The following is a 26,264-nucleotide window of genomic DNA, read 5'->3' as shown; positions in this document are numbered from 1 at the left end:
TTCAGACCGGAGAACGGCCTGTAATCGCATAGAACGTGACGTTATTAACGGTTATAACGTTGTCGCACCGGTCTCCGATGCAGTGAAGTGTTTGCCCAGCAGGGCGTGATAGAAATCCTTATCGGAGAGAATGCCAACCAGACTGTTCTGCTCATTTAGCAGTACCGGATGTCCGGTGCGATAACGTATCTCGATTGCCTGACGCATAGAGATATCGGGTGTCGCCATAACCAGAGCCTGTTCCGGCAGCAGATCAATGTTTTGGCCCTCTTGCCAGTGGTGCAGCTCCAGCGGCATGCCCTGACGGCTGGCGGAGACTACCTCACCCGAGGTGTTGGTGCTGATGCAGGTGTTGTCGTTGCGGTTGAGTACCAGCATATCTTCAAGACGCTCAAGCTCGCATACATTGGTCATCAGAGAACGGCCCTTGAGTACGTTGAGCGGATTGGTATGGGCAACAAATTCTTCGACGTAAGCGTTAACCGGGTTGAGTACAATATCTTCGGGTTTACCGTGCTGAATGATCTGTGCCGATTCCATAATGGCGATATTGGTGCCAATTTTCAGGGCTTCATCGAGGTCATGGCTGACAAACAGAATGGTTTTGTTTAACTGTTGTTGCAGTTCAATCAGCTCATCCTGCAACTGACTACGGATCAGTGGATCCAGAGCCGAAAAAGGCTCGTCCATGAGCAATATATCGCTGTCCATAGCGAAGGCTCTGGCTAAACCAACCCGTTGCTGCATTCCGCCGGACAGCTCATGAGCGTACTTATTACTCCACTCATGCAGTCCGACCATCTCCAGTTTCTCCATCGCTTTGGCGCGACGTTCCTGCTTGCCGATACCTTGCATCTCAAGACCAAACGCGACGTTATCCAGTACGGTTAGCCAGGGCATGAGAGCAAAACTTTGAAATACCATAGATATTCGTCGGGTGCGCATATGACGCAGCGTTGCTTCATCGCAGGCACCGATATCGACCATCTGGTCGCCGTCCCGGACCAGCAGTTCACCACGGCTGATTGGATTTAATCCATTAACGGCCCGTAGCAGGCTTGATTTGCCCGAACCTGACAGCCCCATCAGGACACAGATCTCTCCTTCGGCCACTTCGATGCTGGCGTTATGGACGCCCACAACATTGCCACCGAGGTCGATGATCTCCTGTCGGGTTTTGCCCTGATCAAGCAGCTTGAGGCTGGTTTCAACATTGTCGCCGAAAACTACGTCCAGATTGCGAATACTGATAGCAGACATGATTAGCTTTCCTCTTTTGAACCGGGGGCTTTAAAGATACGGTCAAGGATGATCGCGACAAGAACAATCGCCAGTCCCGCTTCGAAACCCTGAGAGATATTGACAGTATTGAGTGCCCGTATAACCGGCTTACCCAGACCATCAGCGCCGACCAGAGCGGCAATAACCACCATCGACAGTGACAGCATGATGCACTGGGTGATTCCCGCCATAATGCTGGGCATTGCAGCAGGCAGCTCCACCTTAAACAGCAGCTTCGATGGTGTCGCACCAAATGCTTTACCCGCCTCGATCAGGCTTTCCGGCACTTTGCTGATACCCAGATAGGTCAGGCGGATAGGAGCTGCAATGGCAAAAATAATGGTGGAGATCAGGCCAGGGACAACCCCCAGACCAAACAGTACCAGCGTTGGAATCAGGTACACAAAGGTTGGAATGGTCTGCATCATATCCAGTATCGGCCGCAGAAATGTGTACAGACGGGGGTTATGTGCAGCCAGAATCCCGATAGGAATACCCATAATAACGGACAGCGTGGTGGCGGTCAGAACCAGAACGAAGGTCTCCAGCATCTCCTGCCAGTAGCCCAGATTAAGAATGAGTAGCAGGGCAACCACAACAAAGATTACCAGTGGAATGCTGCGATGCAGAGCCCAGGCGAGTGCTGCAGTCATGATCATAGGGACAAAGGGCGGGAACCACTGGAATATTTCAACAACTGAGAGTATCAGCCATTCCAGCGATATTGAGATAGCATCAAAGAAGCCAGCAGCATTATACGTAAGCCAGTCAACGAAAGCTTCCATCCAGTTACCCAGAGGGATTTTGTGTTCTGTAATCCAGTTCATACGACTGCCTTTTTACAGTTAGACTGCCAGCATTCAACTCGGATTAGCGAATACTGGCGGTGGGAAACAATCTCGCAGTCAGATTAAGCGTCAGTCATTTAATCTGTCTGCGGTTGATCGGTACTGATATCTGAGCTCTCCGAGAGGGCTCTTGTCAGCGCTTTAAAGTTCGAGATGCGCGCGAACCGCGGCCAGTGCATCGTTGCCGTCTAATGTGGTAACGCCTTCCAGCCAGTCGTTAAGAACCTCTGGGTGAGTCTTCAACCAGGCACGGGCAGCTGCATCGGGTTTCATGTCATCGTCCAGAATGGAGCCCATGATCATGTTTTCCATCTCCAGAGAGAAAGAGAGGTTTTGCAGCAGGTGCCCCACATTCGGACACTCTTCAGTGTAGTTCTTACGAACATTGGTATACACATTTGCGCCGCCGTAGTTAGGGCCGAAGAAATCATCGCCGCCTGACAGGTATTCCATCTCAATGTTCGAGTTCATCGGATGAGGTGCCCAGCCGAGGAATACGACCCACTGGTCACGTTTAGCCGCACGGGATACCTGAGAGATCATACCGGCTTCACTTGATTCAACCAGTTTAAAACCCTTCAGACCAAAGGCATCATCGTCGATCATTCCCTGAATCAGGCGGTTGCCGTCGTTGCCGGGCTCTATACCGTATACCCGGCCTTTGAGTTTATCTTTGAACTTTGCGATGTCAGCAAAGCTTTTCAGTCCAGCGTCATAGGCGTATTTCGGTACTGCCAGGGTATATTTCGCCCCCTCAAGGTTGGCTCGAATAGTTTCAACGGTGCCGGCATCGCGATATTTAGCGATATCGCCTTCCATGGTTGGCATCCAGTTACCCAGGAACACATCGATGTCGGCATTCGCCAGAGAGGTATAGGTGACCGGCACTGACAGCAGTTGAGTGGATGGCTTATAACCAAGACCGGCAACCAGTTCACTGGTCACGGCGGTGGTTGCTGTAATATCCGTCCAGCCAACATCTGAAAAACGCACATTTTCACACTGTCCTGCGAATGCGCCTGAAGCTGTGAAACTGGTTGCCACAGCCAGTCCCAGTGCTGTTGAGACACCCTTGAGCAGGGAAGCTTTCTGGCTGAAATTTTTCCGTCGTGTAGTCATTGATGTATACCCTTCGTTAGTAATTTTATTTGTGCTATCTGTTCTCTTATATCCAATTATTGATTTCGAGTTACACCGGACTGTGGTGCAACCTGAGGCAGAATGTCAGCCTGCCTGTAAGTTTTAACTGCATTAAGTCAGTTGTCTTTTTGCTATACCCTGCCGCTGCCGTGTCTGCCAGTTTTCATCAATCCAGACATCTGCATCAGTTGATGTAAGTGCAGGCTTACTCAGAATCATATCTGCTGCTTTTTCCGCCACCATAATGGTTGGGGCGTTGAGGTTGCCATTCGGAATAGTCGGGAAGATTGAGGAATCCACAACACGCAGCGCTTCAAGACCACGTACCCGACACTGGTTGTCGAGAACCGCCATCGGGTCATTATCCGCACCCATCTTGCAGCTACAAGAAGGGTGGTAGGCGCTTTCGACGTTTTCCCGCACCCACTGGTCAATCGTTTCATCGGAGGATATATGCAGACCCGGTTGAATCTCATCGCCCCGGAACGGGTCCATTGCAGGCTGATTCAGCAGTTCGCGGGTCAGGCGGATGGTATCGCGCCAGTCCTGCTTATCCTGCTCGGTACCGATGTAATTAAACAGAATACCGGGTTTGGCTTTGGGGTCGGAGGACTTGATCCAGATCCTGCCACGGCTTTCCGGTTTGTTGGGACCGACATGCACCTGGAAACCGTGCCCTTCAATCGCTTTGCCGCCGTCGTAGCGCATCGCTGCCGGGAGAAAGTGATATTGGATATTGGGCCACTTGAGACCGGCTCTTGAACGGATAAAGCCACAGGACTCAAAGTGGTTGGTTGCCCCCAGACCATCTTTAAACAGCATCCAGCGGGTACCGATCAGACCTTTACTGATCAGATCGAGTTTACTGTTCAGCGTGATCGGTTGCTTACAGTGATACTGGAAGTACACTTCCAGATGATCCTGCAGGTTTTCACCAACGCCGGGCAGGTTGTGGATAACCTCTACACCAGCTTCCTGAAGTACTTTTTCAGGACCAATACCGGACAGTTGTAACAGATGCGGCGAACCCACAGAGCCCGCTGCTAAAATCACCTCTTTAGTGGCGGCCACTTCAGTGATCTGACCATTTTTTTCATACTCGATACCGACAGCGCGTTTGCCTTCCAGAACTACTTTGCGGGTCAGCACACCGCTGATCAGTGTCAGGTTGCTGCGCTTCAGCGCATCGCGCAGATAGGCATTCGAAGTGGAAGCACGCACACCGTTTTTAACGGTCATATGCATCGGCCCAAAGCCTTCCTGACGGTAACCGTTGTAATCTTTTGTGGTTGGATATCCCGCTTCTTTACCGGCATCAATAAAAGCCTGATAGAGCGGGTTGAGCAGCATATCGTTGCCTCCGCAGGTGGTCAGTGGCCCGCTATCACCACGGTACTGATCGCCGCCTTTATCCCAGCTTTCTGCTTTCTTGAAATAGGGCAGACACTGCTGATAACCCCAGCCTTTGGCCCCCTGTTTTTCCCATTCTTCGAAATCGCAGGCATGGCCGCGAACATAAACCATTCCGTTGATAGAGGAACCACCCCCCAGGACTTTACCCCGGGGACAGTGCATGGAACGGCCATCAAGAAACGGTTCTTTTTCAGTGTGGAACTGCCAGGCGTATTTCGGCGTATTCATCGGATAGGAGAGGGCGGTGGGCATCTGGATAAAAATACTCTTATCGGTGCCTCCGGCTTCAAGGACCAGCACGCTGTTGTTGCTGTCCTCGGTTAGTCTGTTGGCCAGGACGCAACCAGCGGAGCCTGCGCCAACAATGATGTAATCGTATTGTTTTGTGTTCGTCATACTTCTACCGCATTTAAATAAGCTTGAATTGCTGGCCCTGTAGCAATTGCCTGGGCTAATTAGCTATCGTCTTAGTCCGTCGTTATTCGTAAGGGCACTCAACATCGCCCAGCTCGACAAAGACGCTCTTTGTCTGGGTATAGTGATTCAGTGTATCGATGCCATTTTCTCTGCCGATACCCGATTGCTTATATCCGCCAACAGGCATCTCGGCAGGGGACGCACCCCAGGTGTTGATCCAGCAGATACCGGCCTGAAGGCGGGCGATGACGCGGTGAGCGCGGGAAAAATCGGTGGAGAAAACACCGGCAGCCAAACCAAACTCTGTGGCATTCGCGCGCCGGATCACTTCCTCTTCGTCACTAAATCTAAGAATCGACATTACCGGTCCAAAGATCTCTTCCTGCACGTTTGGCATCTCATCGGTGCAATCGGCAAATACGGTCGGCATAACAAAGTTGCCTTTATCCAGACCATTTTCAAGTGCCCGTTCGCCGCCACAGATCAGTCGGGCGCCAGCTTCTTTAGCCTCTGAGATAAACCCCAGCACTTTTTCCATATGCTCTGCTGAGATCAGCGCGCCTACTTGCGTATTCAGGTCAGTCGGGTCTCCAATGATCATTCGCTTGGTCCGTTCGGCTACCTTACAGACAAACTCATCGTAGATGCTGTCGTGAACAAATACCCGGGTACCGTTGGTGCAGACTTCACCCTGGGTGTAGAAGTTGGCCAGCATGGCACCTGCGACTGCATTGTCGATGTTGGCATCACCGAATACGATCAGCGGTGATTTGCCTCCAAGCTCCATCGTTACCTCTTTCAGGGAGCCCGCCGCATCGGCCATTACTTTTTTTCCGGTACCGCATTCGCCGGTGAATGATACTTTGGCGATCTCGGGATGACGGGACAGCGCCTGGCCTACCCGGTAGTCACCCTGGACAACATTGAACACGCCATCGGGCAGACCCGCTTCGGTAAAAATCTCCGCCAGTTTAAGCACGCTCAGCGGCGTTTCTTCTGAGGGTTTAAATATCATGCAGTTACCTGCCGCAAGAGCAGGACCCGACTTCCACATGGCGATCTGGATAGGGTAGTTCCAGGCACCGATTCCGGCACAGATACCCAGTGGTTCACGACGGCTATAGAAGAAGTTGCTGCCGCCCAGATCCTGTTGCTGACCATGAATCGTAGCGGCGAGACCCGCGTAGTACTCAATGACATCCGCGCCAGTGACAATATCAACACAGTTGGCTTCCTGCAGTGGTTTACCGGTGTCCAGCACTTCCAGCAGCGCCAGTTCATCGTTACGTTCGCGCAGGATAGCGACCGCCCGCATCAGAATTCGCCCCCGTTCGATGCCGCTCATAGCCGACCAGACTTTAAAACCCTCTTTGGCTGCTGCAACGGCCAGATCCACATCCGCCATAGATGCCTGCTGAACGTCTGCCAGCGGCTCTCCGGTAGCAGGATTGAATGTGGTAAATGTTTCGCCGGAGGTTGCGTCCTGATACTGGCCATTGATATATAGAGCTTTTTGCATGGGTATTCGTCTCACGTATTCGCTGCCTGAGGTTGCAGCCAGGCATCGGTATTTGTATTTAACTGACACTCACAAAGGCAAAGTAACTGAGTTGGGTATGCGCGCTTTGCTGCCGTTTTTTATTGATTGATCGTTTAATTAAAAATAATACTGGCTATATTTCAGGTAAATGTCAAAAAGAATCGGTGTCGTTTTCAGAACAGGAAAGGTGACAGTGATCGTTTGGCAGAGAGAGGTTTTTAGTTTTTGTTTTGTGTTTTTTGTTTAAGTTGTTGATTAATTTAGATTAAAATAAAATATTGTTTCTGGTTGTTTTTTGTCCGCCTGTTTTGTTTGTGTCGTAATTTGTTATTTACATGGCGTGAACGGGCAGAATAGAAGGCTGGCTTTTAAGTCCGCGGGTGAACTGATTGCTTTAATGGAATCTGTTTGGCGGTTTAGCAGGTTACCCTGTCTGACGTTCTGTCAGTGCCCATGGCATACACTGGTTTGCTAAAGCGATAGGTATATACAACAAAAGAGCCAATGGGAGGTCGTCGTTTATATGCCGGGTGAATAATAAAAAAAAGCCCGCATAATACGGGCATAAAGAGGGTATAACGAGAATGTTCGTTACCGTTTTTTGACGACTGGTTTTTAACGGTTAATTTGTCAGATGCACATAGCTATCGACAAAACGTTTGTACTTGTGCTGGCCACAGGTGTAGGGCTGATACTTTGGTGGATTGTCTTCACCGTGGCAGGTGTCAACGACACTAACCGGGGCATCAAAATCGAGATCCATAAAGAATGGAATTGAGTAACGCTGGCGACCGCTGCTGTTGACAACCCGATGCACAGTCGAGATGTAGCGATCATTGGTGAACGTCTGTACCAGATCACCGATGTTGACGATAAAAGTATCCTCAATCGGCGGTGCGCTGACCCAGTCTCCATTGGCGTTACGGACCTGCAGGCCACCCACTTCATCCTGAGACAAGATCGTCAGGAAACCATAATCGGTATGGGCGCCGATGCCGATCTCTTTCTGGGTAATATCTCCCTCTTGTGGCGGATAGTGTAGCAGGCGCTGAATGTTAATCGGTTTCTGTTGCAGCTGTTCAAAGTAGTCTGCGGGTAAATTCAGGCTCAGCGCGATACCACTTACCAGTTTACGTCCAAGTTCCATCATCGCAGTATGATAACGTTCGGCGGTTTCTCGGAACCCAGCAGGAGCATTTTCCGGCATCAGGTTCGGACCAAAAAACGGAGAGACCTCTTCTTCATGCTGACCGTAATCGAACACTTCCTTAAAATCGCGGGTGTTTTCCGGGTCGACGTTTTCGCCGTACATCGGGATGTAGCCCCGCAGGGTTTGTCCTGAGTTTATAATGTTGAGCTTCTGCTTTTCTTCTAATGGCAGATCGAAAAAAGCTTTGGTCTGGGCGTACATATCGGCAACCAGTTGCTTATCGACGCCATGGTTCCTGATATAGAGAAAACCGATGTTCTCACAGACAAATGCCAGTTCTTTGGCAACTTTTTGCGGATCACTGCCATCGATCAGGGGCGCCACATCAATAACGGGAATTTCGCTGAAGGCGGAGGCTTTACTTTCAAGGTAGGAATCAATTCGGGTTACGGCTGCATCAGACACTGTGTTACCTATAAACTGTTGTTTTCTTTAGTAAACAGTATCTGTGATATGGCCTTTTGCGGACTATCACAAAAGCGAAGATCAGTGTTGCAGATCCGATAAATTAACTTTTTCTGAGTGTCGAAGGCGGCGTGTTGAACTGTTCCCGAAAGCATTTGCCGAAATGGCTCTGACTGCTGAATCCGGTTGCCTGGGCGATGGAGGCCAGACTGAGATGGGTTTCCTCCAGCATACGCCGGGCCTGTTGCAGCCGCAGGCGAAGATAGTAGCGTCCCGGAGTGATGTGTTCATGTTTTTGGAACACCCGTTCAAGATTCCTCGGTGTTGTACCAATATTGTCTGCCAGCTGGGCGATGGGGTAGGGATGTTCGATATGTTTCTGCATCAGCTCCACAGCAGCACCGAGACAGGGGGACTTAATACGCAGACTGACCTGCTGACAGGTTGCCTGCATCGCTTCAGGGCTGCGGATCTTATCCTGCATAAACTGTTGTGATACTCGCCAGACCAGATCACGGCCATGATCCAGTCCGATCAGGTGGAGCAGCATATCAAGGGTTGCAGTGCCGCCGGCACTGGTGAATATGTTATCTGTGACAGTATAGAGGTTTTCTTGTAACAGGATATCAGGGTAGAGTTCAGTAAAAATACTCTGATGTTCAGGCACCAGAGTACAGCTCCTGCCCTTCAGTAAACCAATACGTGCCAGAATAAAAGCTCCGCTACTCAGGGCGGCTATGCGACCCTGTCGTTGGTTGATCTGTCTGAGCAGCGTTGTTAGCAATGGCGAACTATAGCTGGCACTCTCCCGATAGCCGGCAATAAACACCAGCTCACTCCGGTGACAGCTATTCAGCGTGGCAGTCATTTCAATTGGCACACCGTTGGAACTCACGACCCGTTCGCCGATATTCGCCTGTGGTGAACAAAGACGATAGCGATAGAGTTCTGAGTCACTTAACTGATTAGCGACACTCAGGGCTTCAATGGCAAGTGAAAACGAAGTCAGGGCGAATCCGGGCAACAGAATAAAACTTATCCTGACCGGCTCTGTTACTGTGGTCATCAGGTGTTGATTTTCTGGCGTGCCGCGCTGGGAGACAGACCGAAATAGTCTTTAAAACAGTTGCTGAAATGGCTGGTACTGACGAAGCCGCAGGCGAGTGACACGTTGGTAATACTCTCATTGCTTTGCAGTAATAACCGTCGGGCATGGGTAATACGCAGTTCCAGATAATAGCGTGAGGGACTGGTATCCAGATGAGTCTGGAACAGACGCTCCATCTGACGCCGGGAAATGGTCATGCATTCAGACAGTTCTTCGAGATTCAATGGCTCCTCTATATTATTGCGCATTAATTCAATGATGTTTCTCAGCGGTTCAGGAAAGGTCGGATTATCCCCAACCTGCAGGGGAACTGAGTCCTGATTTTCTGCAACCTGATCACAACTGAGGATCTCTCTGACTGCCCGGACAACCGCGTCGCCCTGCAGCTGGCCAATGAGTTTAAGCATCATTTCCAGAGCACTGACGGGACCTGCGCAACTGGCTCGTTTGTTACCGACAACCAGTGTATTTCCGGACACTTTAAGGTTTGGGAAGCGCTCGCGCATATAGGCGTGATTGTCCGGATGTGCTGCGCATTCCATATTGTCCAGCAAGCCGGCATGAGCCAGAGCAACGGCGCCGTTCCATAGCCCTCCCAAGGTTATTCCGAGTTTATCCGCGGCTTTCAGGCAGGTTGTGAGTTTGGCATTCGGTTCAAGGGAACAGCGAAAACCGCCACAAATAATCAGGATATCGAGTTCATTGCGATGCTGAATGGGTAATGTTTCAACGGTACCGCCAGTGGCAATGTCGATGCCAAGATCACTGGTAACCATCCGGGAGTTGATACCCAGTGTCATATAATCAAATGCTTTTCCCGGCAGAACCAGGTTAGCCGTAACCAATACATCGACAGCGCCGGTAAATGCGACCATCGAAAAGTTTTCTAGCAGAACAAAACCGACCTTGACCAGTTTTTGCTGGTCGTCATTGTCTTTCAGAAATACTTTGTTGGTATTACTGATCGTTTTACTGAAGTCGCGTTTGATAATTGAATCTGCCATTTATAAGACCTTGTTATAAAAAGAGTATCGACCGTTTTTGTTGGCAATGGTGCTGTGATTTCAGTATCAGGTATTCTGATTCAGGGTGGATAATCTATCAGCCGGGCCGGTTACTGTCTGCATTACCGGCCCGGGTCTCATATTAACGTTGCATCAGTAGATTTAATAGCGCTTTACAGCTGTCAGCAGTGCGTAAGCCTTTAATGCTAGCTATTATCTCCTGTATACGTTTTTCGTCAAAGCTGACGGAAGCCAGCAGCCTGAATTTTTCAATGAACTCTGCCTCACTCATGGCCGTTGCCGGATCACCTTTCGCCTGCGCTACCGGACTGATCAATTGAGTTCCATCACTTAATGTTATGGTAACACGCGAGAGAATCTCTTCAGGAAATCTTACTGACAGGTCGTCCGCTTCTTTTATCTCAATTCTACGGCTGACATTGAGGATATCTTCAGCGTATATGGCATCGCCAGTAACCTCTGCAGGACCGACCTGACCGCGGGTAATCAGTGCTGCAACCGGAAAAGCCAGACCATATTGAGCTTCATCGGCGTTGCTGGGGAAGTGGCCCTGCAGGCGCATCGATTCATGGAAGGTCTCTATTACTACATGCTCAATGTTAGTCCCTCTGATCTGAGGGTTCTCCTGTAAAAGCCGGGTAACGGCCGTCAGTGAAGGCTGGGCCCAGCGACAGACCGGCCAGGGTTTAAAGTACTGAGCATCAATCTCCCAGCGTTTACCCAGATCATCCCAGCAGTGCGCAATTTTACTCTCAGTGACGGTTTCCGCAGGCGCCCCTGTGATACCCGATTGCGCCATCAGTATCGCATTTACCCCGGCATAGGCACCGGCGCCATGGGCGTCCCGCAGATTGGATGGAAAATCGACCAGGCGCATCATTGGACAACGGGGACCGAAATATTCGGCGATTCCCAGTGCGTGGAGAAACTGCTCTTCGTCCATTCGCAACAGCCTGGCTGCACCACAAACAACTCCCAGACCTGAGAATGCACCGGAGGCATGATATTCGGCAGCGGTATCCATCAGTGCAACCCCAGCCCGAAGGCCGGTTTCATAGGCAACAGCCAGTGCTGAGAGGAACTCTTCTCCGCTTATCTCCTCGCCCTGATTACGGTATGCATCGGCTATCGCGAGCAGGGCGGGGACTACTGTCGCGCCAGCATGGCCTTTTGAGGTGAAGTGACCTTCATGAGCGTCCAGGCTGTCAGCACTAAAGCCGCCAGCCCATGCGGAACCGAGAGGGTGCACTTTACGACCGTCAAACAACAGCCGGGTCTGAATGATACCGCCGGAGTAATGCAGGGCCGCATAGTCACGTATATTACGGCTGGTTTCATTGTCTCTGGCACCAGCCATAACGCCGATTATGTCCAGCAGTGAGGTGTTGATAAGCCAGCGGCTATGCTCTGGCATCTCTGAGAATTGCAGTGTCTGAACAAAGTTATACAACGACATTTATATTTCCTTCACAGCCTAAAAAGGCACCCAATAAGGTGCCTTTTCTGATGTTACCTAAAGAGTTACTTGGCAGCCGCGCGGGCTTCTGCCAGCCAGTTGTCATATTCAGACTGATGGGCTTTTATCCAATCCTGAGCGTGACGCTTAATATCTTCCATAGATTTTTCGCCATTCTGCATTTTCAGGTTCTGTGCACTTTCGTCTGCAGCGGTAATCTGAACCAGGGACAGGAGTTTGGTTGCCGCCGGGTTTTCTTCAGCGAATTCGCGATTCAGAACTGATTTAACCTGATCGACTGCAAAACCGAGGTTCTTACCATTAAAGCTGGTATTCACGTCGTTTTTACCATCGGGCAGTGAGGTGTATGGTACTTCCAGCCATACCACATCCTTGTCTTCTACCAGTACACCGGCAATCCACTGAGGTACCCAGGTAAAGTACAGTACTGGCTGACCCTCTTTATAGCGGGTAATGGTATCGGCCATCAGGGCAAAGTAAGAGCCCTGGTTGTGGGTAACCGTATCTTCAAGACCATAGGCCTTCATATGGTGATTGATTACCAGTTCACAGCCCCAGCCCGGGTTACAACCGGTGAGATCAGCTTTGCCATCATCATTGGCATCGAACAACTTGGCGATCTCGGGCTTCTTGAGGTCGGTCAGTTTGGTGATGTTGTACTTATCGGCGGTCTTTTTATCAATCAGGTATCCCTGAAGTACTCCCGGAATAGTGTTGCCTGCTTTCAGCATGGTCTCATCGCCGCCGGCTTTCTGATAAAAACTGTCGTGGAGGATATCCCACATGTGCACACTAAAGTCGGCATCGCCATAAGAGAGCGCCAGCATCATGGTGGCGTACTCTGTTTCTTTTGGCTCTTCTACTTCATAACCCAGCGCCTCGAGCCCTGCGATTGCAATCTCGCCGCGAAAGCGTTCTTCGGCAATGCTGGGGAAGATGGGAGTCACTTCTACGCCTTTACCGGGCATCGACTCTGCATGGGCAGTAGCGGTGAGCGTCAGTGCAGTCAGAGTCGCTGCGGTAGTCAGTTTGGTGATTGAATTATTCAATTCCTTCAGGCATGACTTAATCATTATTGAATCCTCATTTATATTTTTTCTGGTTGAGCTTGTGCGTAGTTAAAGTGTTAACGGGCTTGCAGACTGCGGTAGCTTCGTACAAAAAGACCGACAGGACCTGTTTCGTACCAGTGCAGGGTATTGCTGGCATCGGAACGTTCACCCATTGCCTGTGTCAGACGGTCAAGGAATATGGCTAATAAGACCAGACCAACCCCACCAACGGTCGCCAGCCCCATATCCAGACGTCCAATACCGCGCAGTACCATCTGCCCCAGACCACCGACAGAGATCATTGAAGCGATAACCACCATTGAGAGAGACAGCATCAGTGTCTGGTTAACGCCGGCCATAATGGTCGGGGTTGCCAGAGGTAACTGAACCTTAAGGAGCATCTGTCTGGGGGTGCAGCCGAATGCACGGGCCGCTTCTATTTTGTCGTCGGGGACCTGACGGATACCCAGATTTGTCAGGCGCACCAGTGGTGGCAGAGCAAAGACGATGGTGACCAGTACGCCGGGAACGTTACCGATACCGAACAGCATGACGACGGGCACCAGATAAACGAAAGCGGGCAATGTCTGCATGGCATCCAGAACCGGGCGAACGATCCTTTCAGTACGGTCGCTTCGTGCAGAGAGGATACCCAGTGGAACACCCAGAACAAGGCAGAAAAACAGCGAAGTCAGTACCAGCGAGAGGGTGGTCATTGATTCAGACCAGACGCCAACCAGTCCCAGGAAAAACAGGGTGATAGCACAAAAAACGCCCATTTTTCTGCCGGCTACCTGCCAGCCCAGCAGAGAAGACAGGATGATACCGATCAGCGGCGGAATCGATTGTAAGATAGTTTCTGAAATCTCCAGTACCTGATCTATTGGCCAGCGAATAGCCCGAAAGAAATCGCGAAAATTCTGAACCAGATAGGTGAGGATGCTTTCGACCCACTCTCCCAAAGGGATATGGAGAAACTGAAAGGGATCTAACAGGTTAAATTCTGACATAGTGTTTACCCTGGCTTTTATATTTTTTAGTTATGGTTTAACTGTGGCTGAGAGTCTGCAGCAGCAGGTCTTTTGAAATGACGCCACAGAAGGTGCCGTTTCGCGCTATGACCGGAACCGGATAATCAGAATGAGCGACTTTTTTGACAACATCCTTGATCATGTCATCACTGAAAATGGACTGATGCTGCGTCGCCTGCAGAGATAGCAACGAATCAACCGTGGCTGAGTTTTCGATGTTACTCAGGGGAACGACGCCTTTCAGTTTATCGGCTTCATCGAGAATATAACCAAACTCACTATTGCCCGGTTCAAACGGTTGAATGGTGCCATTGATGCGTATAGTGCAGCCGCTTGTCTGACAGGCAATATCGCCTGCTTTAAGAAACTTGCTGACATCGACTCCTTTGAAGAAAGTTTCCACATAGTCATCAGCAGGGTTGCTCATAATCTCTTTAGGCGTACCGATCTGTACAACCCGGCCGCCTTCCATAATGGCAATTCGGTCGCCGATACGGATCGCTTCATCCAGATCATGAGAGATGAAAATGATGGTCCGTTCCTGCTCTTTCTGAAGCCGGATCAGTTCGCCCTGCATTTCGTAACGGATCAGAGGATCCAGTGCAGAGAACGCTTCATCCATCAGGAGAATAGTCGGGTCGTTGGTCAGGGCCCGCGCCAGTCCTACACGCTGCTGCATGCCACCGGACAGTTGATGGGGAAAGCTGGCACCGTGTTCACCTAAACCGACCTGTTGAAGCGCATCCAGTGCTCTGTGTTCACGCTCTTTACGTTCGACTCCGGATATTTCAAGGCCGAAGGCTGCATTCTCCAGAACAGACATATGGGGCATTAGCGCAAAGGACTGAAAAACCATGCTCATCTCTTTACGACGCACATCCAGCAGGTCAGCATCGCCTAATCCGGTAATGTCTTTACCGTTCAACTCGATGGTGCCGGCGGTTGGTTCGATAAGGCGGTTAAGCAGCCGGACCATGGTTGATTTTCCAGACCCGGAGAGGCCCATAATTACGAAAATCTCACCCTTTTTTACGGAGAAGGAAGCATCGAAAACACCGACTGTCTGCCCCGTTTTTTCAAAGATTTCATCTTTACTTACGCCTTCCCGGAGCATCTGCATTGCCGTATCCGGTTGTTCACCAAATACTTTGTAGACGTTTCTGATAGACAGAATATTGTTAGAGTCTGTCATGCTGCCCTCTATTTACATTTATTATGTTTTTGTCTGTGCGCACGGTTGGTCAGATTATCCATCTGGGCTCCATCCGCTGTTGCTGATCGTTGATATTTAACGGGTTCAGCGGTTCGCTTAAGGTCATTTCTTCTTGTGTTTCACCTTGTTTAAGTTAAGGGGTTTAAGAGAAACCGTCCAACGACTAATTGTTCATAAAAACCATAACTTTTAGTTATTGATGGGCGCGATAATATGGAATTTGGCAGTATTGATAACTTTAATTGTGGGTAATTGGAGCAACTGTGTAAGTTCGTGTCGTTTGCTCTAAGGGCTGCTGTTAATCGCGACAGTCGCTGTTGTGCTTCGGAAGGAGAGGGTTAGTGAGTCTCGCTGGGCAATGTTGATGCTGAAATCCTATGAGAGATTTCGCTAAAGTGTGGCTGTTCTTCCCACTTGGTTTGTTCTGGTTGCACCGGTGACGGGTATGACTCAGTTGCTTTCTAACACCAGGCTGATGATCTTGGGTAGGGGGGACGTAGAGGGGATTATGCACATCGCCGAGTTGACGATTTTAAAAGCCGGGTGCCCTCCAATATGAAAATCCCGGCATATCGGTATATGCCGGGATTGAGTTCAGCTACTTTATTAACCCAGTTTTGATTTCAGAGTGTCGCAATACCAGTCAACAAACTGGCAGACGCCGTTTTCAGCCACTTCGGAAAACGGGCCGGGTACATAGGATGGTGAGCTGACGCCTTTGAAGGTTTCCTCAACCAGTTGACGATCCTGATCGTTGGTCGCCATCCATACTTTGGTCAGGTTATCCAGGTCATAATCCACGCCCTCAACGGCATCTTTAGGCACAATCCATTTAGTGGTTACCAGGGTTTCGCCGGAAGAGAGCGGCAGCACTCTGAAGCTGAGTGCATGGTCGCCCAGAAAGTGGTTCCAGGTTGACGGGTAGTTGAAGTACAGCAGGGCGCCGATATCTTCTACATCAGTATCGTCCAGACGGCCGTTTACAGCTGGCTGACCATCCATCGTATAACTGATGGCTTTGGCAGAGAGTGGGATGCGGGTGATACGGTACTGACCGTTTTCATCCATTACCAGACGGCTTGGAAGTCCTGCGGCTTCACACTTGTCCCAGTGAGCAGTCAGTTCTGGATCGTCTTCGCCACCGACACCAGCAACAGACAGGTTTTCTACGAATGAATTAAGCAGTTCCGGGTGGTTTCCATCACAGTGATAGCATTCACGGTTGTTTTCAAAGACCAGCTTCCAGTTGCCTTTTTCCAGCAGATGAGCTTCATGGGCAACTTTACAGTTTTCCAGATTGTGCGGTGCCAGGAATGGAGTCACTGCTTTACGGAACTGCTCGAAATCAGGAGCGGTTTCGGCAACGCAGATATAGATATAGGTGTTTACGATTTCACAGTTTACCGGAATCAGACCGTGATCATCATTGTTGAATTTTTCACCCATATTCCCCGCAAACAGTAGCTTGCCATCCAGACCGAATGTCCACTTGTGGTAAGGGCAAACCAGTTTGGCGGTTTTGCCTTTAGATTCTGCGCAAACACGGGAGCCTCTGTGGCGGCAGGCATTATGGAAAGCCCGGACATTGCCATTATCATCCCGCACGATGACAACAGGATAGTCACCTACCTGAATGGTCATATATTCACCGGCTTTTTCAATCTCAAATGTATGACCGGCAAAAATCCATTCCTTATGCCAGATCTGTTCCAAATCCTGCTGATAGACGTCTTCATTACGATAGAGTTCACGGCTCAATGCATGTCGAGGCTTACGCTGATTGATCAGATCCAGAGTTTTAATTTTGCTTGTCATTGTTGTAGCTCCCATGACGCTATACTGCTGTAAGTTGTTATAGTTATGGCTTTATTAGCCTTTGCAGGTAGACTGATAGCAGAACAATCTATCAATATAACTGCGGTGGTTATTGTTCATGTGGCTTCAATCTCTTACCGAGATGATTGCATCAGAACAGTTTGAATCGGTTTAAGAACAGGTTTACTCAAACTGAGATTCAGTTTACGGGTGGGCCCAAAACCGGCAAAACGACTTTTTATTTAGAGAATTGAATACCTGAAGTTATGGTTAAACACGTCGAGCCTGATCAGATCCTGGTGAAAATGCCCTCGTTAAGGGCGGTTAAATCATTTGTAGCTGCGGCTAAATATCAAAATTTCACCCGGGCTGCTGAAGCGTTGTGTGTGACTCAGGCTGCTATCAGTCGTCAGATCAGGGAGTTGGAAGCCTCCCTGGGTGTAAGCCTGTTTAAAAGGTCTGGGCGGGCTGTTCAGTTGACGGAGGCCGGTACTATTTTTTATGACGCGGCTTATCTTTCATTCGTCAATATTGCTCAGGCGGCCCAGCGGATTAAGAACAGCGATAAGAGTAAACAGGAGCTGATAATCTGTTGTTCGCCGGCTTTTTCTGCCTTCTGGTTATCCAGCCGCTTACCGGGCTTTTTTGCCGATCATCCGGAGATCGATGTTAATGTGGTGACCACCAATAACTTTTTGCAGATGGAGCCTGGCGTTCATCCGGATATTTTCATTAACAAGATCAGTGATCCACGGGAGGGCTATCACTCTATTCCATTGTTTTACGATCTTATCTATCCGGTGTGTTCGCCCTTGTTTTTGAAGCAGAACCCGGAAATCGTTACGCTAGAGGGTTTGCAAAAGACTACGCTGCTGAATTTAAGTCCTTATGGGCGTTCACAGATAGCTGAGCATGTTGACTGGGATGTGTGGTTTAACAGTCAGGGAATTGAGATTGATGCCGGTCCTGCAGGGGAGAGGCATCTGTTTAATGCGAATGATTACAACATGCTGATTCAGATGGTGCTTAATCATCAGGGGGTCAGTCTGGGATGGAATCAGCTGGTAACGCCTATGATAGAACAGGGGTGGCTGGTCAAGGTCGGTGATCTGGAAATTGATTATAAGGAAAAACGTCATTATCTGACCTATTCAGACAGTAAAAAAGACAATCAGGCCTTCCGCACGTTTAAAAGCTGGTTCCTGAGTAAAATTGCTGAAGAGAAGACCTGGGTCGGAGAACAAACTGATTGACGATGCTTGTTGTTATTCTATAAACCGCCGATGGCGGTTTTTTTTTATCTGAAATACGTGATGGACCACACCTCATGGGTGTCATGCATTCGGCTTAATCACGCTTTGGACGTTTTTATTTAATAACCTGAAGTTATGTTTTGCGCTGAAAAAAGGTTGATTGTGGAGTTAACGCTCCTGTCGTTACTATTTTATCAAGTTCGGATAGCCCTTTTACTAAGACAATTCCGTTTATAAATAACAACGATAACGAAGGTGAATTAAATGCATTTCGAAGGAATTTATACTCCTGTCATCACGCCATTCAAGGCTGATTACTCCATCGACTACGATGCCTATGCGATTCATGTTACTTACCTTCTTGAGTCAGGTGTGCATGGCCTGATGATTGGTGGAACTACGGGTGAATACTATGTTGAGAGCCATGAAGAGCGTGTTCAGCTGCTCAAGATAGCGCGTCAGATTTGTGGCGATAAGCTGCAGATTATTTTCGGTACCGGATCTGTAGATCCGACAAACTCCGTCAGGCTGGCTGAAGATGCTGCAAAGTATGGGGCTGATGTCGTTCTGCTGGCGACCCCCCCTTATTCGCTGCCAACTCAGCGGGAGCTGGCCGAACATGCGCTGACCGTCGATCGTGCCGCTAACCTGCCGGCAATGCTATATAACTACCCTGATCGCATGGGTGTGAATATGGAAGCGGAGTTCTTCGACCGTGTTGCCAGCAGTGACAATATCTGCAGTATCAAAGAGAGTTCTGGCGATATCAATCGTCTGCATATGCTGGCTAATGACTATCCAAGCATCCAGGTTGCCTGTGGTATGGATGACCAGGCACTGGAATTCTTTGCCTGGGGCGCTAAAAGCTGGGTGTGCGCCGGATCCAACTTCCTGCCGACAGAGCATATTGCGTTGTATCAGGCCTGTGTCGTTGAAAATGATTTTAACAAAGGCCGCCGCATCATGGCTGAAATGATGCCATTGATGCATGTACTGGAGCAGGGCGGCAAGTTTATCCAGAGTGTTAAGCATGGCGTGACTCTGGACGGTCGTTTCGCTGGCGAAGTCCGTAAACCACTGCTGGGACTCGAAGAGGCAGAGAAAGACGCAATGGCTCAGGTTGTCGGTGAGCTGAAAGAAAACATCGCTAAAATCGTTGCGGAGGGTTGAATCATGGCTGATCTGCGGACACATGAAGAATATAAGAAAATTGCAGCGGAGCTTACGCCTCCTTCAATGAGCTTTATCAATGGTAGTTTACGTCCTGCCAGTGATGGTGCGACTATCCCTGTCATTAATCCGGCAACCGGTGAGCAGATTACCAGTATCCCAGCGTGTACCGCAGAGGATGTGGATTATGCGGTTGAAAGCGCCCGGGCTGCCTTTGAAAGTGGTTGCTGGAGCAAGATGCACCCGGCAGAACGCAAGGCGGTGCTGATTAAACTGACGCAACTGATCGAACAGCATGGTGATGAGCTGGCTGTGTTGGAATGTATCGACTCTGGTAAGCCTATTTCCGACTGTGTAACGATCGATATTCCAGAAGTCATGCATACCATTTCCTGGCATGCCGAGCTGATCGATAAAATTTACGATCAGACTGCGCCGGTCGGTTCAGGTGCTGTAGCAATGGTTGTGCGTGAGCCTGTTGGTGTTGTTGGGGCGGTTCTGCCATGGAACTTCCCGATTCTGATGCTGGCGTGGAAAATTGCACCTTCATTAGCCGCGGGATGCTCGGTAGTGCTTAAGCCTGCCGCACAGACTTCATTAACGGCTATTCGAGTTGCTGAGTTGGCTGCTGAAGCCGGAGTACCTGCAGGTGTGCTGAACGTGATTACTGGATCCGGCAGCGTAGTGGGTGAGGGAATTGGCCGTCATATGGATGTTGATATGGTGACTTTCACCGGATCAACCGTAACCGGACGCCGTTTCCTGAATTATTCAGCCGATTCAAACATTAAAGAAGTCGTACTTGAGCTGGGCGGTAAGAATCCTTGCGTGGTTCTGGATGATGCTGAAGATCTGGATACTGTGGCAGAACAGGTTGTTGCTGCGGCGTTCTGGAATATGGGTGAAAATTGTTCAGCAGGTTCGCGTCTGATTGTTCAGGAAGGTATTAAAGATGCGTTGCTGGAAAAAGTTGTACAGCATGCTGCAGAGTGGAAAACCGGAGACCCGCTGGATCCATCGAATCAGTTAGGCGCCCTGGTCGATCAGGGCCACTTTAACAAAGTGACCGAGTACTTTGATATTGCCAGACAAGAGGGCCACAAGTTGGTGATCGGCGGTGAATCAGTGGATGGTTGCTATGTTTTGCCAACGATCTATACCGATGTAAAAAGCAGTGATCGTCTGGCGAAAGAGGAAATCTTTGGTCCGATTCTGTCTGTTATAACTGTCAGCAGTTATGAAGAAGCGATTGCGGTGGCTAATGATACTGAATACGGTCTGGCAGCATCTGTTTTCACTGGCAATGCTAAGAAGTCTTTGCGTGCAGCTCAGGAATTACGCGCGGGAACCGTAACCGTTAACTGCTTTGGTGAAGGTGATATAACGACACCATTCGGTGGTTATAAACAGTCAGGCTTTGGTGGACGTGATAACTCAATTCATGCCCATGATCAGTTTACTCAGTTGAAAACTATCTGGGTTGATTTGAGTTAAGCTCAGTACTGGTATAACCACAGTACGTGTTGCTCCTTTTTGGATTAAATGCGCATGCTTTTTGCTCAACGGGCCCCCTGTGCTTATAGCACCGGGGTCGCCCGTCTGGCGAAGGCTGTTAGCGCTTTATGGAGCCGTTAATGGCTAAAAAATACAACATAAAGGTAAAACGCTTACCTAAAGATCCGGGCCCTGCTGCCTGGAACAGCATTTTACCCAAGCCCCAGCAATACCCGGCACTGACTGATGATATACAGGCTGACTGGGTGATTGTGGGTGGCGGTTTTGCTGGTTTTGCCGCTGCCCGGCGTCTGTCTCAGCTGGTGGGACGTTCTGAAAGTATCGTGCTGCTGGAGGCGGGAAGTCTGGCTGACGGACCATCAGGTCGTAATAGTGGCTTCATGATTGATCTGCCTCACGAGCTGAACTCCGAAACGTATGCGGGTGCTCATGAGCATGATCTGCAGCAGATCAGGCTGAATCGTGAAGCGATCAGGTTTGCCGCTAATATGGCGGAAGAGTTCGGCATGGATAGGAAAGTGTTTGATCCATGTGGCAAAGTGACCGCTGCCGGATCCGACAAAGGTGTGGAACATATCGAAAGCTACCGTAAGCATCTTGAGACTCTGGGAGAGGCTTACCAGTTAAGGTCTGCTGCAGAGATGAAAGACTGGACCGGCAGTGATTTTTATTCTCAGGGCTTGTTCACGCCGGGTGCGGTGATGATTCAGCCTGCTGCATTTGTCCGTCAGGTGGCTGCGGGGCTGAGTGAGCGGGTTGCCATCTATGAACACTCGCCAGTGACCGCTTTCGAGCTTGGGGATGTGCACAAGTTGATAACCCCGAAAGGGAGTGTGAAGGCTAAGGGGGTGATTCTGGCGGTCAATGGTCATGTGCAATCTTTTGGCTTCTTTCCCCGGCAGTTATTGCATGTATTTACATTTGCTTCAATGACGCGGGCCTTAAGTAAAGATGAGGTCAGACGCCTGGGTGGAGCGAAAGACTGGGGTATTCTTCCTGCTGATCCGATGGGAACGACGGTTCGTCGTAGTTCTGATTATGCGGGCAGTGGCGATCGGATTGTGATTCGTAACCATGCGACACTCAATCAGACCCTCGAAGCGAGCGGCAGCAATATGAAGCGCGCCGCGATGTTACAGGATCGCTCTTTTGCCAATCGCTTTCCGATGTTGCAAGGGGTGGACATGGAATACCGTTGGGGAGGACGACTGTGCCTTTCCTGGAATTCGATGCCTGCGTTTGGCGAGCTTGAAAATCGGGTCTGGTCGGCCTGTTGCCAGAATGGACTGGGGACAGTGAAAGGCACTCTTTCCGGGATGATGGCTGCAGAGCAGGCTGTATTAGGTAGTTCTGATATGTTGCAAGCGTTTCTTGAGCATCAGCAGCCGAAGATGTTACCGCCAGAACCGTTCCTGTCACTGGGGGCTAACATGACAATGCGCTGGAAAGAATGGCAGGCAGGGATCGAACTGTAGACAGCCTATATTCTCTTACAAAAATGATTACAGCGGCAGAGCTGGCTGCCCGGAGAAACCCATGAGCGAATTTAATACCTCTGATTTTATGAACCCTATGGTGGCCCAGACCTGGTCTAACGGTCGTCATCTGGTGCGGTGTGTAAAGGTGATTCAGGAGACACACGATGTCACCACCTTTACGTTTGGAATGAACCAGCCGGTATTGTTTTTTTTCAAACCGGGTCAGTTTGTTACCCTGGAGCTGGAGATCGATGGCGAGCGGGTGATGCGTTCGTATACTATATCCAGTTCACCCTCTATTCCCTATAGCTTTTCTATTACGGTTAAGCGTGTACCGGGAGGATTGGTGTCCAACTGGTTGCATGATAATCTGCAATCCGGTGAGCAGATAGCGGTGCATGGTCCGGTTGGCCAGTTTAACTGTCTGGATTTTCCTTCCGAGAAAGTGCTGCTGCTTTCCGGTGGCGTAGGCATCACTCCGGTGATGTCGATGGCGCGTTGGTGGTTCGATACTGACTCTGAAGTGGATATGGTCTTTGCCCATAGCGCGCGAACCCCGAATGACATTATTTTTGCTCGGGAGCTTGAGTTTATGTCCACCCGGATCGATAACTTTCAGCTGCATACTGTCTGCGAACGCAATGTGATTGGCCAGGCCTGGGATGGTTACCGGGGCTATATGAACCAGCATATGCTCAGTCTGATGGCGCCGGACTTTATGGAACGGGAAGTATTCTGTTGCGGCCCAGAGACCTATATGAAAGCCATCAGGGCGATGCTACAGGACGCTGGCTATGACATGTCCAGATACCATGAGGAGTCCTTTGGTGAGACGCCGGTCAAGGATGTGAAGCAGGCTGAAAAGCATGCCGATCAGGCCGAACATGAAGAGACGTTGCCGAAAGATCTGGTGCAGGTCTGCTTCACCGACAGCGACCGTAAGGTTTCCGTTGAGCTGGGCTGCACCCTCAATGAAGCTGCAGCCGAAGCCGGGGTTAATATCGCCAAGGCCTGTGGTGTCGGTATCTGCGGGGCTTGTCGAATTAAGGTTGTATCCGGTGAACATAATATGATGCATAACGGCGGTATTAGCGAAGAGGAGATCGCTCAGGGATACGTTCTGTCCTGCTGTACCACGGTACAGGGCGAGATGGAGATAGAATACTGAAATTAACCGCCACTGGTTGGTTTAACGACTACTTATGCAGGGCTTCGGCCCTGCTTTTCAGGTTATAGGGATGATAAGTTGAAGTGTTATAGTAAACAGTTCTGGCTGGGTGTACGGGATCTCATGCCGCTGGTTTCGGGGGTGTTGCCATTCGGGCTTATCGCCGGGGCGACAGGAATTTCGCTGGGGATGTCTCCCGAGATGGTGATGGGTATGTCGGCGCTGTTTTTTGCCGGGTCTGCGCAGTTGGCTGCCTACTCTCTGATACAGGATAATGCGCCTTTCCTCATTATTCTGGCTACCGCCGTGGTCATTAACCTGCGCTTTGCCATTTACAGTGCGACCTTTGCTCCGTTACTTGGGCCGTTGCCTAAGCACTATCGTTTTACGCTGGCTTATATGTTGTCCGATCAGGTCTATGGGCTCTGTTCAATGCCGGCGCAGATGGAAAAACCTATATCTGAACGCATCGGATATCTGGCCGGAGTGGCCCTGGCCTTGTATGTCGTGTGGATGATCTCGGTGGGTTTGGGGGTTGCTCTGGGTGCGGGAATTCCGCCTCACTGGTCGTTGGAATTTACGATTCCGCTGGCCTTTCTGGCGATGCTGGTGACTACTATCACCAGTCGTCTGCTGTTTATGGTGGCGGTTATATCAGGTAGCTGTGCAGTACTGTTTCAGCTGTTGCCGTTTAATACCGGGTTCCTCGTTGCAGTGGTGGCCGGCGTCTGCGGTGGTCTGTGGTTACCCGGACTGATAAAGATGCGGGGTGCTCCCCGTGACTGAAAATCAGCAGCTCTGGCTGCTTTTCTTCGCTGTTGGACTGGGAACCTTTCTCATACGGCTGTCGTTTATTCAGTTGCATGGCAGCGCGGAAGCCCTGATCAGGCGGAGTAAACATATCCTGATGTTGCTGCCCCCGGCGATTCTGGCGGCGTTGTGTATACCTGCCATCATCTTTACCCGGCCACTCACGGATTATCATGTGGACTATTCACAACTGGCGGCCGCGCTGGTGGCTATTCTGATTGCCCGCTTCAGTCGTAGTGTATTCTGGCCTGTCGCGGGTGGGATGTTGTGTCTATGGATGCTGCATTTTATCCATAATTAAATGCTGTTTCAGCTCTGCATTTCGTCAGATGCTGCACTGCCGCTGGCACGGCAAACCTGGTTTTGCTTGCCGGAAAATGCGTAAAGCCTTCTTCAGCCGGCCACCAGATCGCTTTACGTTCACCCTTTCAGAAGCACTTTTATTTCCTCTGTCGTATTTGGACATACACCCGGCGTGTTCGAGCATAGGGCTGTTTATCAGACCCGCTACTATCAATACTAAGAAACCTCACCGGGTGCATGTATGTTGTCCGGCGCAGGTAACCAACAAAGATAACGATAACTGAGATGACTCGCCGGACCTGGTTCTGGCGCGGAGGTACAGATGTTTAAGAAAGAAGACCTGATCCAAGGATATGATGATGTTTTGTGGAATGCGATCTGCAACGAAGAGGTGCGTCAGGAAGAGCATATCGAACTGATCGCTTCAGAGAACTACACCAGTCCACGGGTTATGCAGGCGCAGGGCTCTGTACTGACCAATAAATACGCCGAAGGTTATCCGGAAAAGCGTTATTACGGTGGTTGTGAATATGTTGATGTGGTTGAGCAGCTGGCACTGGATCGTGCTAAAGAGTTGTTTGGTGCTGTTTACGCCAACGTGCAGCCGCACTCCGGTTCTCAGGCAAACGCGGCCGTTTACATGGCGCTGTGTGAGCCGGGTGATACCGTTCTGGGTATGAGTCTGGCCCATGGTGGTCACCTGACTCACGGATCTCACGTTAACTTTTCCGGCAAGATCTATAACGCGGTTCAGTACGGTCTGAACGAAGCGACTGGCGAGATCGATTACGATCAGGTTGAAGCGCTGGCCGTTGAGCACAAGCCTAAAATGATTGTTGCAGGTTTCTCTGCTTACTCTCAGATTGTTGACTGGGCACGTTTCCGCGAAATCGCTGATAAAGTTGGCGCTTACCTGTTTGTTGATATGGCTCACGTTGCCGGTCTGGTAGCTGCAGGTCTTTATCCGAACCCGGTGCCTTTCGCTGATGTCGTCACTACGACAACCCATAAAACCCTGCGTGGTCCACGTGGTGGCCTGATTATCTCCCGTGATAACGAGCTGGAGAAGAAGCTTAACTCTGCTGTGTTCCCAGGTGGTCAGGGTGGTCCGCTGATGCATGTGATCGCAGCTAAGGCTGTGGCCTTTAAAGAAGCGCTGGAGCCTGAGTTCAAAGCATATCAGACACAGGTCGTGAAGAATGCCAATGCGATGGCAGAAGTGCTGGTTGAGCGTGGCTTCGAGATCGTTTCCGGCGGTACTAAAAACCACCTGTTCCTGCTGAGTCTGATTAAACAGGGTCTGACCGGTAAAGATGCTGACGCTGCTCTGGGTCGCGCTAACATTACGGTTAACAAGAATGCGGTACCGGGTGATCCCCAGTCGCCGTTTGTAACTTCAGGTCTGCGTATCGGTTCTCCGGTTGTGACTACCCGTGGCTTTAAAGAGGAACAGTGTCGCACTCTGGCGGGCTGGATCGCGGATCTGCTGGATGTGCTGAATCAGCCTGAAGCGCTGGAAGCGAAAATAGTTGAAGTTAAACAGCAGGTTAAAGCGCTGTGTGCTGACTTCCCTGTTTATAGCTAAACTGAAT

Annotated in this window: 21 protein-coding genes; 8 read left to right on the top strand and 13 right to left on the bottom strand. The window is 50.1% G+C overall.

Translation table 11 applies throughout. The features are described from left to right. Positions 1 to 51 precede the first annotated feature (51 nt). The 13 genes from choV to KDX31_12080 form a co-directional block, all read right to left on the bottom strand. Positions 52 to 1,260: a choline ABC transporter ATP-binding protein gene (gene choV, locus KDX31_12140; GenBank protein UTW02109.1), complete on the bottom strand. Its 1,209-nt coding sequence runs from the start codon at positions 1,258 to 1,260 to the stop codon at positions 52 to 54. A 2-nt stretch (positions 1,261 to 1,262) separates the two neighbouring features. Continuing rightward, positions 1,263 to 2,108, bottom strand: coding sequence for a choline ABC transporter permease subunit (gene choW / locus KDX31_12135; GenBank protein UTW02108.1), 846 nt, complete (start codon positions 2,106 to 2,108; stop codon positions 1,263 to 1,265). Positions 2,109 to 2,270: 162 nt separating this feature from the next. After that, on the bottom strand, positions 2,271 to 3,248 hold the full coding sequence (locus KDX31_12130) for a choline ABC transporter substrate-binding protein (GenBank protein UTW02107.1): 978 nt from the start codon (positions 3,246 to 3,248) through the stop codon (positions 2,271 to 2,273). Positions 3,249 to 3,380: 132 nt separating this feature from the next. Further along, positions 3,381 to 5,078 carry a choline dehydrogenase gene (betA, locus tag KDX31_12125; protein ID UTW02106.1) on the bottom strand — a complete coding sequence of 566 codons (1,698 nt, stop codon included), beginning with the start codon at positions 5,076 to 5,078 and terminating at the stop codon, positions 3,381 to 3,383. A gap of 82 nt (positions 5,079 to 5,160) precedes the next feature. Continuing rightward, on the bottom strand, positions 5,161 to 6,618 hold the full coding sequence (betB, locus tag KDX31_12120; protein UTW02105.1) for a betaine-aldehyde dehydrogenase: 1,458 nt from the start codon (positions 6,616 to 6,618) through the stop codon (positions 5,161 to 5,163). Between the two features lie 643 nt (positions 6,619 to 7,261). Then, the gene (locus KDX31_12115) at positions 7,262 to 8,254 is read right to left on the bottom strand and encodes an isopenicillin N synthase family oxygenase (GenBank protein ID UTW02104.1); all 993 of its coding nucleotides are present in this window, start codon (positions 8,252 to 8,254) and stop codon (positions 7,262 to 7,264) included. Positions 8,255 to 8,357: 103 nt separating this feature from the next. After that, entirely contained in the window at positions 8,358 to 9,320 is a 963-nt protein-coding gene (locus KDX31_12110; GenBank protein UTW02103.1) for a GlxA family transcriptional regulator, read from the bottom strand. After that, positions 9,320 to 10,366, bottom strand: a complete 1,047-nt coding sequence (locus KDX31_12105) for a GlxA family transcriptional regulator (protein UTW02102.1) — start codon at positions 10,364 to 10,366, stop codon at positions 9,320 to 9,322. Before KDX31_12105 ends, KDX31_12110 begins: the two co-directional genes overlap by 1 nt. 142 nt (positions 10,367 to 10,508) lie before the next feature. Further along, positions 10,509 to 11,843 (bottom strand): MmgE/PrpD family protein, encoded by a 1,335-nt coding sequence (locus tag KDX31_12100; protein UTW02101.1) that lies wholly within the window; start codon positions 11,841 to 11,843, stop codon positions 10,509 to 10,511. Positions 11,844 to 11,908: 65 nt separating this feature from the next. Beyond that, complete coding sequence (gene proX / locus KDX31_12095) at positions 11,909 to 12,937, bottom strand: glycine betaine/L-proline ABC transporter substrate-binding protein ProX (protein ID UTW02100.1); 1,029 nt, start codon at positions 12,935 to 12,937, stop codon at positions 11,909 to 11,911. A 53-nt stretch (positions 12,938 to 12,990) separates the two neighbouring features. Next, entirely contained in the window at positions 12,991 to 13,926 is a 936-nt protein-coding gene (gene proW, locus KDX31_12090) for a glycine betaine/L-proline ABC transporter permease ProW (protein UTW02099.1), read from the bottom strand. Positions 13,927 to 13,963: 37 nt separating this feature from the next. Continuing rightward, on the bottom strand, positions 13,964 to 15,139 hold the full coding sequence (gene proV / locus KDX31_12085; GenBank protein ID UTW02098.1) for a glycine betaine/L-proline ABC transporter ATP-binding protein ProV: 1,176 nt from the start codon (positions 15,137 to 15,139) through the stop codon (positions 13,964 to 13,966). 627 nt (positions 15,140 to 15,766) lie between these two features. Further along, positions 15,767 to 16,975, bottom strand: coding sequence for an aromatic ring-hydroxylating dioxygenase subunit alpha (locus tag KDX31_12080; GenBank protein UTW02097.1), 1,209 nt, complete (start codon positions 16,973 to 16,975; stop codon positions 15,767 to 15,769). Between the two features lie 266 nt (positions 16,976 to 17,241). Between KDX31_12080 and KDX31_12075 the strand changes: the two genes are divergently transcribed. From KDX31_12075 to KDX31_12040, 8 genes are all read left to right on the top strand, one after another. Beyond that, entirely contained in the window at positions 17,242 to 18,228 is a 987-nt protein-coding gene (locus tag KDX31_12075; GenBank protein UTW02096.1) for a LysR family transcriptional regulator, read from the top strand. A 264-nt stretch (positions 18,229 to 18,492) separates the two neighbouring features. Further along, positions 18,493 to 19,398, top strand: a complete 906-nt coding sequence (locus KDX31_12070) for a dihydrodipicolinate synthase family protein (protein ID UTW02095.1) — start codon at positions 18,493 to 18,495, stop codon at positions 19,396 to 19,398. A gap of 3 nt (positions 19,399 to 19,401) precedes the next feature. After that, positions 19,402 to 20,892 carry an aldehyde dehydrogenase gene (locus tag KDX31_12065; protein UTW02094.1) on the top strand — a complete coding sequence of 497 codons (1,491 nt, stop codon included), beginning with the start codon at positions 19,402 to 19,404 and terminating at the stop codon, positions 20,890 to 20,892. 140 nt (positions 20,893 to 21,032) lie between these two features. Beyond that, a complete protein-coding gene (locus KDX31_12060; GenBank protein ID UTW02093.1) occupies positions 21,033 to 22,388 on the top strand; it encodes an FAD-binding oxidoreductase in 1,356 nt (451 codons plus the stop codon). A gap of 61 nt (positions 22,389 to 22,449) precedes the next feature. Continuing rightward, positions 22,450 to 23,559 (top strand): hybrid-cluster NAD(P)-dependent oxidoreductase, encoded by a 1,110-nt coding sequence (locus tag KDX31_12055; GenBank protein UTW02092.1) that lies wholly within the window; start codon positions 22,450 to 22,452, stop codon positions 23,557 to 23,559. 78 nt (positions 23,560 to 23,637) lie between these two features. Then, the gene (locus KDX31_12050) at positions 23,638 to 24,345 is read left to right on the top strand and encodes an AzlC family ABC transporter permease (GenBank protein ID UTW02091.1); all 708 of its coding nucleotides are present in this window, start codon (positions 23,638 to 23,640) and stop codon (positions 24,343 to 24,345) included. Further along, positions 24,338 to 24,670, top strand: coding sequence for an AzlD domain-containing protein (locus KDX31_12045; GenBank protein ID UTW02090.1), 333 nt, complete (start codon positions 24,338 to 24,340; stop codon positions 24,668 to 24,670). The genes KDX31_12050 and KDX31_12045 overlap by 8 nt, the downstream gene beginning before the upstream one ends. 324 nt (positions 24,671 to 24,994) lie before the next feature. Further along, entirely contained in the window at positions 24,995 to 26,257 is a 1,263-nt protein-coding gene (locus tag KDX31_12040) for a serine hydroxymethyltransferase (protein UTW02089.1), read from the top strand. Positions 26,258 to 26,264: the final 7 nt, after the last annotated feature.

Origin of the sequence: Amphritea atlantica (assembly GCA_024397875.1) — a bacterium.
GTDB classification, from domain to species: Bacteria; Pseudomonadota; Gammaproteobacteria; order Pseudomonadales; family Balneatricaceae; genus Amphritea; species Amphritea atlantica_B.
The sequence above is the reverse complement of the archived record's forward strand: the minus strand, read 5'-3'. Positions and strand labels throughout refer to the sequence as shown.

Bases quoted from the DNA above. Each gene is read 5' to 3' on its own strand.
- KDX31_12105 (UTW02102.1), bottom strand. From the start codon at position 10,366: ATGGCAGATTCAATTATCAAACGCGACTTCAGTAAAACGATCAGTAAT.
- betB (UTW02105.1), bottom strand. From the start codon at position 6,618: ATGCAAAAAGCTCTATATATCAATGGCCAGTATCAGGACGCAACCTCC.
- KDX31_12080 (UTW02097.1), bottom strand. From the start codon at position 16,975: ATGACAAGCAAAATTAAAACTCTGGATCTGATCAATCAGCGTAAGCCT.
- proV (UTW02098.1), bottom strand. From the start codon at position 15,139: ATGACAGACTCTAACAATATTCTGTCTATCAGAAACGTCTACAAAGTA.
- KDX31_12040 (UTW02089.1), top strand. From the start codon at position 24,995: ATGTTTAAGAAAGAAGACCTGATCCAAGGATATGATGATGTTTTGTGG.
- proX (UTW02100.1), bottom strand. From the start codon at position 12,937: ATGATTAAGTCATGCCTGAAGGAATTGAATAATTCAATCACCAAACTG.
- KDX31_12070 (UTW02095.1), top strand. From the start codon at position 18,493: ATGCATTTCGAAGGAATTTATACTCCTGTCATCACGCCATTCAAGGCT.
- KDX31_12060 (UTW02093.1), top strand. From the start codon at position 21,033: ATGGCTAAAAAATACAACATAAAGGTAAAACGCTTACCTAAAGATCCG.
- choW (UTW02108.1), bottom strand. From the start codon at position 2,108: ATGAACTGGATTACAGAACACAAAATCCCTCTGGGTAACTGGATGGAA.
- KDX31_12065 (UTW02094.1), top strand. From the start codon at position 19,402: ATGGCTGATCTGCGGACACATGAAGAATATAAGAAAATTGCAGCGGAG.
- KDX31_12130 (UTW02107.1), bottom strand. From the start codon at position 3,248: ATGACTACACGACGGAAAAATTTCAGCCAGAAAGCTTCCCTGCTCAAG.
- KDX31_12110 (UTW02103.1), bottom strand. From the start codon at position 9,320: ATGACCACAGTAACAGAGCCGGTCAGGATAAGTTTTATTCTGTTGCCC.
- KDX31_12100 (UTW02101.1), bottom strand. From the start codon at position 11,843: ATGTCGTTGTATAACTTTGTTCAGACACTGCAATTCTCAGAGATGCCA.
- proW (UTW02099.1), bottom strand. From the start codon at position 13,926: ATGTCAGAATTTAACCTGTTAGATCCCTTTCAGTTTCTCCATATCCCT.
- betA (UTW02106.1), bottom strand. From the start codon at position 5,078: ATGACGAACACAAAACAATACGATTACATCATTGTTGGCGCAGGCTCC.
- KDX31_12055 (UTW02092.1), top strand. From the start codon at position 22,450: ATGAGCGAATTTAATACCTCTGATTTTATGAACCCTATGGTGGCCCAG.
- choV (UTW02109.1), bottom strand. From the start codon at position 1,260: ATGTCTGCTATCAGTATTCGCAATCTGGACGTAGTTTTCGGCGACAAT.
- KDX31_12075 (UTW02096.1), top strand. From the start codon at position 17,242: ATGGTTAAACACGTCGAGCCTGATCAGATCCTGGTGAAAATGCCCTCG.